This is a genomic window from Mameliella sp. AT18 (genome assembly GCF_028807275.1).
Classification (GTDB): Bacteria; Pseudomonadota; Alphaproteobacteria; order Rhodobacterales; family Rhodobacteraceae; genus Antarctobacter; species Antarctobacter albus.
The window spans coordinates 1-9712 of the sequence record NZ_JARAMO010000233.1; the positions used below are offsets into that span (position 1 = coordinate 1).

The window sequence follows — 9712 nt, forward strand, 5'->3', positions numbered from 1 at the left end:
CGAGGTATTTTTCAAACCAAAGAAGCAGGAGGCGGGGTCTCAGCCCTCCGCGTCCGCCTCATAGGCCTCGATGATGGCCGCGACAAGCGGATGGCGCACCACGTCCTTGCCGGTGAAATAGTTGAACGAGATGCCGGGGACATGGTTCAGCAGGCGTTCCGCGTCGGCCAGCCCCGATGGCACGCCGCGCGGCAGGTCGATCTGCGTCCGGTCCCCGGTGATCACCATGCGCGAACCTTCGCCCAGGCGGGTCAGGAACATCTTCATCTGCATTGTGGTCGCGTTCTGCGCCTCGTCCAGCACGACAAAGGCATTCGACAGCGTGCGCCCGCGCATGAAGGCCAGCGGCGCGATCTCGACCGACTTTTCCTCGCGCATCTTGGCAAGCTGCTTGCCTGGCAGGAAATCGTTCAGCGCATCCATCAAAGGCTGCATGTAGGGGTCGACCTTTTCCTCCTGCGTCCCGGGCAGAAAGCCAAGCCGTTCGCCCGCCTCGACGGCCGGGCGGCATAGGATGATCTTGTCGACCTCGCCGGTGATCAGCATGTTCACGCCCACCGCCACCGCCAGGTAGGTCTTGCCGGTGCCCGCCGGACCGATGCCAAAGGCCATTTCATTGGCGTAAAGCGACTGCACGTAGGCTTTTTGTGCGTCGGTGCGCGGTTCGATCAGCTTCTTGCGGGTCTTGATCTCGACCTTGCCGCCGCTGAACATCTCCAGCTGTTCGTCAGGCTCGTCGTCTTCCATGCGAAAGGCGCGGTCGATGTCGCCGCGGTCCACCTCGCGGCCCTGTTCCAGCCGTTCGTAGAGCAGGCGCAGAACCTCGGCCGCCTCGGGCACCGCGTCCTCGGGGCCGTGAATGGCCAGCTGGTTGCCGCGGCGCAGGATCTGCACCCCGGTGCGGGCCTCGATGTCGGTCAGGTTGCGATCGAACTCTCCACAAAGATCGATCAGCAGTCGATTGTCTGGAAATTCAACGATGGCTTCGGTCAAGGTGCCCGCTGTCAAACCCGTCTCCTGCACAGGGCCGTCCGAATCCGGACGCATGTTTCTGCTAGATATGGTGCACCCGGCGGCGCGATGGCGCAAGTCTCGGTCGCGGCCTTGGGCGGAATGTCATTCAAGTGCCACAAAAACAGACCGCGCGGCAGATGCCGCGCGGCCCATTGTTGCCCTGCGTGCCTGTCAGGGTCGAGATTACAGCGGGTCGCCGATGACCGAGGTCGAGCCACCCTTGAAGTCGCCCGTGGCAATGGTCGGAGGCGCGATGCCCGAGCAGACCGGCTTGCCGTACTTGTCCAGGCGCTGCGAGAGATAGCCCTCGACGCCGTCGTCGATGATCCAGTGGTCGCAACCGTTCGGATCCACCCAGATGCCGGCCTTCATGCCGGTCAGGTCGTCACGGTCGATGGACTGGCGGTCGCGGCTCTTGTCCGGGCCGACCGGGTCGCAGGCGGCGAGGCCGACGGCAGCGACAACCAGAAGGATCGGTTTCACGAAGTTCATAATCCTGGTCCCCTCTGGATTACCGGAAGCAGAGAATTTCGACACGGCGGTTCTTGGCCATGCCCTGTGCGGTCTTGTTGGAGGCCACGGGCATGCGTTCGCCATAGCCGCGCACGTCGGTGATGTTGGCCCCGACGGAGCGGGCAACCTTGGCCACGGCCAGCGCGCGGTTGTAGCTCAACTTGATGTTGTACTCATCCGAGGCGCGACTGTCGGTGTGGCCTGCGATCACGTAGCCCACGGCAGAGGCGCTGCGGAAGAATTCCGCGATGCGGGCCTGCCCGTGCTTGGAGATCCTGTAGCTGTCGGTGGCAAAGAACTGGTCGGTGTTCATCACGCCGCAGGTGTTGGCACGGCGGCAGACCGGGATGCCCTTGCGGGTGACGTGGGGGCTCATGTAGCCTTCGACACCGTCGTCCATCACCCAGTGTTCGCAACCGTCCGGATCGACCCAGATGCCCGGGATATACTGTTCACCCTTGATGGTGCGGGTGTTCTGCGTGGAAATGAAAGGTGTCTTCTCTGCGTCCTCGGCGACTGCCGGCGCGGCGGCCGACAGACCAGCGAGAGCCGCAAGCGCCATCGCGCCGATGGCCTTGGTAATGCGATACGCCACAGCCTGGTCCCTTGGTTATAGTTTCCCCTGATGCCTGCGCTCGGTTTGGCAGCGTGCGCAGGCAAATTTACTATAATCAACACATTAGCAAAGTTGCCTTCCCTGTGAAGAGAAAAGCTATGCATACTGTCCCAAAATCGGAAACAGTTCCCGCAACCACCTTATTTTACTGTGGATAATCCGAACCTTTTTTTTGAAACAACGGGTTCGGAGGCAGCTCTAGAGCGGGTGCATCACCCCTTTGAGAGAATTGGGCCCGCTGGATTCGATTCGGATTCGCGCCAGGTCGCCCGGCAGGATGCCGCTGGTCTCGACATGGACCGCGTGCAGGTATTCCGACTTGCCGACCATCTGGCCGGGCAGCCGTCCGGGCTTTTCGAACAGCACGTGCACGTCCCGGCCGACCATCGCGTCCTGCAGGCTGCGCTGCTGTTTGGTCAGCAGGGCCTGCAGCCGCTGCAACCGGTCGTCCTTTTCGTCCTCGGGCACCTGGGGCCGTTCCGCGGCCGGGGTGCCGGGCCGTTCGGAGTACTTGAAGGAAAACGCGCTGCCGTATTCCACCGCTTCGATCAGGTCCAGCGTGGCCTGGAAATCGGCCTCGGTCTCTTCGGGGAAGCCGACGATGAAATCGCCCGACAGGTGCAGGTCCGGCCGCGCCGCGCGCAGCCGTTCGATCAACCGCAGATATTGCTCCGCCGTGTGCTGGCGGTTCATCCGCTTCAGGATCTTGTCGCTGCCCGCCTGCACCGGCAGGTGCAGGTAGGGCATCAGCTTGTCGCAGGTCCCATGCGCCTCGATCAGCGCCTCGTCCATGTCGTTCGGGTGCGAGGTGGTGAACCGGATACGCTCCAGCCCATCGACCTCGGCCAGGGCATGGATCAGCCCGGCCAGCCCGCCGTCATGGCCATGGTAGGCATTCACGTTCTGGCCCAGCAGGGTGATCTCGCGCACGCCGCGCTCCACCAGGTCGCGCGCCTCGGTCAGCACGCGCTCCGCGGGGCGCGACACCTCCGCGCCACGGGTATAGGGCACCACGCAAAAGGCACAGAACTTGTCACAGCCCTCCTGCACGGTCAGGAAGGCGGTCGGCCCGCGTTTCGCCTTGGGCCGCCCCTTGAGGTGGTCAAACTTGTCCTCCTCGGGGAAATCCGTGTCCAGCGCCTTGCCGCCGGAGCGCACCTTGGCCTCCATCTCGGGCAGGCGGTGATAGCTTTGCGGCCCCACCACCAGGTCCACCATCGGCTGGCGGCGCATGATCTCTTCGCCCTCGGCCTGGGCGACGCAGCCCGCCACGCCGATCTTCAGGTCCGGGCGCGCGGCCTTCAGCCCCTTGTAGCGGCCCAGTTCGCTGTAAACCTTCTCCGCCGCCTTCTCGCGGATGTGGCAGGTGTTCAGCAGGATCATGTCCGCGTCTTCGGGGCGTTCGGTGGTCTCATAGCCCTCGCCGCCCATCGCCTCGGCCATGCGCTCGCTGTCATAGACATTCATCTGGCAGCCGTAGGTCTTGATATAAAGCTTCTTCGGGGCCATCGCGCGCGCTCCTGCTCTCGGGTACGAGGGCTGCGGATACCGCAGAATCCCCCCATCTTGCAATGCACCAGATTTTCACCGATTCTGCCGCAAAAGCCCCGCCAGAGGCCGAACATGTTTTACACGGACATAGATCACTTCCTGTCCCGCGGCACCGAGGCGCTGCAACGCGGGCCGATCGCGCTGATCTTTGCCGAGGACGGGACCGAACTGGACACCACCCTGCGCCATCACCGGCATTGCGGTTTCCGCAGCGTGGTCCTCTTCGGCGAGGCCGAGCTTGCCGTGCCCGATGATCTGCGCGGCAAGGTCCATCACGTCGCCCATGACATGCGCAGGGACGGCGCCCTGCAGGCGGCGGTCAACCGCCTGATGCCCCGGGCCGCGGGCCAATGGCTCTATTACTGCTACAATGCCGAATACCTGTTCTTTCCCTTCTCGGAAAACCGCACGGTCGGAGAGATGCTGGCCTTCCACACCGAGGAACGGCGCGACGCCATGCTGACCTATGTCGTCGATCTCTACGCCGGTGATCTCAATCGGCACCCGGATGCAGTGTCGCTGGATGACGCCTGGCTGGACCGGTCGGGCTATTACGCGCTGGCCCGGCCCGATCCGACACACCACAACCACCCCAAGGAACGGCAACTGGATTTCTTCGGGGGGCTGCGCTGGCGGTTCGAGGAACACGTCCCCGAAACCCGGCGCAAGATCGACCGCATCGGCATCTTCCGCGCCAAGCCGGGACTGACCCTGCGCGACGATCACACCTTTTCCGACGAGGAATACAACACCTACGCCTGCCCCTGGCACAACAACCTGACCGCCGCCATCGTCAGTTTCCGCACCGCCAAGGCGCTGAAACGCAACCCCGGCTCCACCTTCAACATCCGCAGCTTCCGCTGGCACAATTCCACCCCGTTCGAGTGGCACTCGCGGCAATTGCTGGATCTCGGCCTGATGGAGCCGGGGCAATGGTTCTGACGCCCCCTGCGTAGGGCGGGGGTCACCCCGCCACAGGCACGCGGATCAGCCGAAATCCTCGGTCACGATCCGGTCTTCGGGAACGCCGATTTTCTTCAGCTCCTCCGGCATCGCCTCGACCATCGCGTCGGGACCGCAGACATAGCAGACGTCCCGGTCCGGATCGACAAAGTCGTCCAGCATCCCGGCGTCGATCATGCCGCGCGCCAACGGGCTGCCCTTTTCCTCCGTCACGGTCCAGTGACAGCGCAGGCCCGGCATGGCCTCGAAGGTGTTGCGCATCACGATGTCCCGCTCGCACTGGTTGGAAAACAGCAGCGTGTTGCCCTCCAGCGTGCCCTTCTCGGCCAGCTTCTTGCGCAGGATGGAAATGAAGGGCGTCACGCCCGCGCCCCCGGCGATAAAGACGCCGTCACCCTTGTCCTCGATCGCGCCCCAGGGGTCTCCGATCAGCACGTTTTCCCCCGGCTGCAAATCGGCGATCTGCTCGGTCACGCCGTCATGTTCCGGGTAGGACTTGATGACAAATTCCAGCCGCTCCTCGTCGGGCAGGCTGGTAAAGGTAAAGGGCCGCTGCTCCTCGCGCCAGCCATCACGGTCGAGCGCGAAATCCGTGGCCTGTCCGGGCGCGTAGTCATAGCCCGCGGGCTTTTCAAAGGTCAGGCGACGCACGTCATGGGTCAGCCGGTCAACGCTTTGCAGTTCGATCTTGTAAGTCATGGAAACCTCCAATCTCTTGGAGGGTCAACGCCCGATCCGGCGCCGGGTTCCGGGGATTACAGCGCGGCGCCGTAGGTGCAGATCGCGCCGTGCCCGTCCGTCGCGCGCACCAGCCGGTCATTTCGATAGACCGCGTGGACGTAGCGCGTACCGCCATCATAGGCATAGCTGATGCAGGCCTCGTCCCAGTTCGCCGGGTTGCGCTCGTATCCCGCATCGAGACCAAAGACACCCTCGGCCTGTGCCGGGGACATGCCGCTGGACAGCTTGCGCGCCTCGGGGCCCTGCCCGCCGCCCGTGCTGCCGCCGACGGCCGTCGCGCCTTCCATGCAGCCACCCAAGGCGAGCAGCGTCCCAAGGATCAAGACAAAACGCAACATCATCGCCCCTTACAGGTTTTCCAGCTGCGGCATCCCGATCGTGTGATAGCCGCCGTCCACCATGATGATCTCGCCCGTTGTATAGGCGCCCGCATCCGAAATCAGCCAGACCGCCGTGCCGCCCACCGCCTCCAGCGTCGCGTTCGACCGCAGGGGGGCGTTCATGCCCGTGTGCTTGTAGGTCCGCCGCGCGCCGCCGATGGCCGCGCCCGCCAGCGTCTTCATCGGTCCGGGGGAAATCGCGTTCACCCGGATGCCCTCCGGCCCCAGGTCGTTCGCCAGGTAGCGCGTGGTCGATTCCAACGCCGCCTTGGCCACGCCCATGACGTTGTAATTCGGCACGACGCGCTGGCTGCCCAGGTAGGTCAGCGTCAGCATCGTACCGCCCTCCGTCATCAGCGGATGCACCCGCCGCGCCACCTCGATGAAGGAATAGACGGAAATATCCATCGAATTCTTGAAGTTGGCGCGCGAGGTGTTCAGGAACCGCCCCGCCAGTTCCGTCTTGTCCGAATAGGCAATCGCGTGGACAAGGAAATCCACCCGGTCCCAGCGCTGCCCCAGCGCGTCAAAGGCCGCGTCCAGCGAGGCATCGTCGGTCACGTCCACGTCGACCATGAAATCCGACCCGACGCTCTGCGCCAGCGGCTCCAGCCGCTTGCCGAACGCCTCCCCCTGGTAGGTAAAGGCCAGTTCCGCCCCCGCCTCGGCACAGGCCTTGGCAATTCCCCAGGCGATGGAACGATCGTTCGCAACGCCCATGACAAGCCCACGCTTGCCTTCGAGACTAATGGTCATCCCACTCTATCCGCGCATATCAGTCATTAAATCGCGACAGCACCATCGAACCGTTGGTGCCGCCAAAGCCAAAGGAATTCGTCATCACCGAGTCGAGCCCCGCGTTCTCCACCAGCCCCGTGGCGATCTCGGCGGGTTTCAACGCCGGGTCCAGCGTCTCGACGTTGATGGACGGAATGATGAAATCATGTTGCAGCGCCAGCAGGCAGTAGATCGCCTCCTGCGCACCGGTCGCGCCCTGGCTGTGGCCGGTCATCGACTTGGTCGACGACACCGGCGGGGTCGTCCCTTCGCCAAAGACGCGCCGCACCGCCTCGATCTCGCCCACGTCGCCCACGGGGGTCGAGGTGCCATGCGCGTTGATGTAGCTGACCTTGCGGCCCTCCGGCAGGGTGGACAGCGCGATCCGCATCGCCCGCTCGCCGCCTTCGCCCGAGGGGGCCACCATGTCCACCCCGTCGCTCGTCGCGCCGTAGCCGGTGACTTCCGCGTAAATCTTGGCGCCCCGGGCCTTGGCGTGCTCCAGCTCCTCCAGCACGAGGATGCCGCCACCGCCCGAGATCACGAACCCGTCCCGGTCCTTGTCGAAGGCCCGGCTCGCCTTCTCCGGCGTGTCGTTGAACTTCGACGACATGGCACCCATCGCGTCGAAGAGGCAGCTCAGCGTCCAGTCCAGCTCCTCGCCGCCGCCCGCGAACATCACGTCCTGCTTGCCCAGCATGATCTGCTCTGCCGCGTTGCCGATACAATGCAAGCTTGTCGAGCAGGCCGAGGTGATCGAATAGTTGATGCCCTTGATCTTGTAGGCGGTCGAGAGGTTCGCGCTCACCGTCGAGCACATGCATTTCGGCACCGCGAAAGGCCCGACCCGCTTGGTCGCGCCGGTTTTCAGCACCGTCTCATGCGCCGTCAGCATCGCGCTGGTCGACGGCCCGCCAGAGCCCGCCACGAGGCCGGTGCGCGGGTTGACGATATCGCTTTCCTCAAGGCCCGCATCCGCTATCGCCTGCCCCATCGCGATATGGGCATAGGCCGCCCCCGGCCCCATAAAGCGCAGCGTCCGCTTGTCGATGTGCTGGGAAACATCCAGGTCGATGGCCCCGGCGATCTGGCTGCGGAACCCGTGTTCCTTCATCTGCTCGTTGGCAGTGATGCCCGAACGGCCCGCCTTGAGCGAGGCAAGGACCTCTTCGGCAGTGTTGCCGATGCTCGAGACGATCCCGAGCCCGGTGACGACGACGCGGCGCATGGAGCCTCCTCCTGATGTGTCAGGGTCTTAGTAGGTCAGATGCGGGGGGAGGCGCAAGGAGGGAGGGGGCTGTACGTTGGCCCGTTTGGCGAAAGCGAAAGTGCAGGATCGCTACGACAAGAGTGAACGTCAGCGACCCGCAGAAAGCAGAGCTTGCATAGTCAGGCCCACTATTCAAAGGCGCAACACCGCACCGGTCATTAAAGCCCACCCCAACGATCCAATACTATTGAAATGTCACTTTCTTAGGATACAATGCCTCAATGAGCTCATTTGTTGTAGAAAACCCTTCAATCGGCCACCAAATATGTTCTGAGTTCGGAACAATCGTCAAGAAGAAAGGCTCGACTAAAGTTGTTCTGTCAAAGTAGTTCAATGCGCCGAAACAGAGAACCTGCTCATGCATTGGGTCAAATGCAAGCACCTGCGGAGTAAACTCGATTTGAAGCGCGCTTTCAGGAGAGACGATTCTGGCAGAAGTAGACCAAAATTCCACCTCAACACCCTCGTTGTTTTTTGAATGGCCCATCGCATCTTTCAAGCCGAAAGTACATCGAAGGTTTGAGCCAAAGTTTGCAGGCTTTTCTCCAAAATTATAAATATTCAATGTGATTACTCGGCTCTCAGAATCGAAATACCCCGAAATGTGAACCTCCAGATTCGGGTAATATTCATCATGCAACGCTAACAGCTTCTCACCAATCAGTGCCACAACAGATAGCAATGCGATTAGTAGGGCGACTGTCGTATTTGAAATACCGACCCAGCCCCTCCAACCCTGCCAAGAGTTACAATTTAAACAAACTCTCTGATGCTTTTTCAGGGGCGAAAGGCACGCCCAGCAATTTTCTTCCGCCACTGTTCCGCTCCAAGTTTTTCTCATGTAACGTCGTCATAAATAGCGCTACCTACAATTTTTTGCCAAATACGAAGGTTACAATAAACGCTATCCGTAATCGTAGTGCGTCATTCCCTTCCTCAACGCGGCGATTTTCAAGATACGATCAATAGTCAAGTCTTCTGCATGGCTTGCTTGAAGCATCGGCTCCATGCTCCCTCCTTCGACAAGCGCCAGTGCATCAAACCTTGATTGAGCGCAACGGTATGCTTCCCAAGCACTTTGAGACTCATCCAAAGCAACCAAGGCATTTTCCGACAAGCCAGCTTTTCTCTTGAGACGCTCGATTGCCTTCGCGAGGTTCGTATCCGCCTCCTGAAGTCGATCAAATGCGTTTTGGTTCATTTCTGCTTGCGTCGCAGCCTCGGACAGAACACGATCTGTTTGAAGCTCTACTAGTGCCTCGCGTTGAGCTTCCTGACGCTGATCCAGTCTCCGCCAAAATTCCTCTGCATCCTCTTCGACGTAGCGCGCCAAAGCCGGATCATGCCCCAGCTTCTCAAGCTTTTCTCGGACTTCAAGTCTCAGAAGGTTCCGTTCAACGTTACGCGCCCTACGCTTGAAAGGTACAACCCTTTCGAGCCATTCTTCCGTTTGAGGAATAAGCACCTTCCGCGCAATGTCAGCGGCAACGCCACCAAAGAATGTTAAGATATACGTAATTTCCATATGAAAGCCTTCAATGTGTCCGTACGTGAAGCTTAGGGGTTTCCTTGATCGAGGCACCATCAATGTGGAGCCAAGCACCTACGGCTTCCCGTGTCGACCTTCTTCAGACATAGTCACCATAAACCAAGGGGCTCCTCGCATCGGATCGCAATACGGCGGTCCGTCAATGCCGCGGCTTGCGCTCTGACCCAACGACACGGCCCTGGGACGGGCGTAATATCGGCACACTCGTAGGGCGGAGTTCCCACCGCCGCCGCTCCCAAGCAAGCACCCCACACCGGTCGCTCAAACCCACCCGCAAGGCACGCCGGAACAGGGGTCTTAACGAACCCCTACCGCTTTGTACAAAATGCTGGAATCGA

At 61.5% G+C, this 9712-nt stretch carries 11 protein-coding genes; 1 reads left to right on the forward strand and 10 read right to left on the reverse strand.

Annotation, left to right across the window (positions count from 1 at the left end; translation table 11 throughout):
* Positions 1-39: 39 nt before the first annotated feature.
* The 4 genes from PVW46_RS20730 to miaB form a co-directional block, all read right to left on the reverse strand.
* Entirely contained in the window at positions 40-1008 is a 969-nt protein-coding gene (locus PVW46_RS20730) for a PhoH family protein (protein ID WP_043145040.1), read from the reverse strand.
* Positions 1009-1197: 189 nt separating this feature from the next.
* Positions 1198-1506 carry a hypothetical protein gene (locus tag PVW46_RS20735; RefSeq protein ID WP_043144967.1) on the reverse strand — a complete coding sequence of 103 codons (309 nt, stop codon included), beginning with the start codon at positions 1504-1506 and terminating at the stop codon, positions 1198-1200.
* 19 nt (positions 1507-1525) lie between these two features.
* Positions 1526-2122: an OmpA family protein gene (locus PVW46_RS20740; RefSeq protein ID WP_229754958.1), complete on the reverse strand. Its 597-nt coding sequence runs from the start codon at positions 2120-2122 to the stop codon at positions 1526-1528.
* Between the two features lie 219 nt (positions 2123-2341).
* Positions 2342-3652 (reverse strand): tRNA (N6-isopentenyl adenosine(37)-C2)-methylthiotransferase MiaB, encoded by a 1311-nt coding sequence (miaB, locus tag PVW46_RS20745; protein ID WP_069210327.1) that lies wholly within the window; start codon positions 3650-3652, stop codon positions 2342-2344.
* Between the two features lie 114 nt (positions 3653-3766).
* Between miaB and PVW46_RS20750 the strand changes: the two genes are divergently transcribed.
* Complete coding sequence (locus tag PVW46_RS20750; RefSeq protein WP_069210328.1) at positions 3767-4636, forward strand: hypothetical protein; 870 nt, start codon at positions 3767-3769, stop codon at positions 4634-4636.
* A gap of 45 nt (positions 4637-4681) precedes the next feature.
* Here the strand turns inward: PVW46_RS20750 and PVW46_RS20755 are convergent, their stop codons facing one another.
* From PVW46_RS20755 to PVW46_RS20780, 6 genes are all read right to left on the reverse strand, one after another.
* Positions 4682-5356: an FAD-binding oxidoreductase gene (locus PVW46_RS20755; RefSeq protein WP_069210329.1), complete on the reverse strand. Its 675-nt coding sequence runs from the start codon at positions 5354-5356 to the stop codon at positions 4682-4684.
* Between the two features lie 56 nt (positions 5357-5412).
* The gene (locus PVW46_RS20760) at positions 5413-5739 is read right to left on the reverse strand and encodes a hypothetical protein (RefSeq protein ID WP_139132358.1); all 327 of its coding nucleotides are present in this window, start codon (positions 5737-5739) and stop codon (positions 5413-5415) included.
* Positions 5740-5745: 6 nt separating this feature from the next.
* Complete coding sequence (locus PVW46_RS20765; protein ID WP_069210331.1) at positions 5746-6534, reverse strand: enoyl-ACP reductase FabI; 789 nt, start codon at positions 6532-6534, stop codon at positions 5746-5748.
* A gap of 19 nt (positions 6535-6553) precedes the next feature.
* Complete coding sequence (fabB, locus tag PVW46_RS20770; protein WP_069210332.1) at positions 6554-7783, reverse strand: beta-ketoacyl-ACP synthase I; 1230 nt, start codon at positions 7781-7783, stop codon at positions 6554-6556.
* A 226-nt stretch (positions 7784-8009) separates the two neighbouring features.
* Positions 8010-8666 carry a hypothetical protein gene (locus PVW46_RS20775; protein ID WP_133066195.1) on the reverse strand — a complete coding sequence of 219 codons (657 nt, stop codon included), beginning with the start codon at positions 8664-8666 and terminating at the stop codon, positions 8010-8012.
* Positions 8667-8729: 63 nt separating this feature from the next.
* A complete protein-coding gene (locus tag PVW46_RS20780; RefSeq protein WP_069210333.1) occupies positions 8730-9350 on the reverse strand; it encodes a lysozyme inhibitor LprI family protein in 621 nt (206 codons plus the stop codon).
* Positions 9351-9712 lie beyond the last annotated feature (362 nt).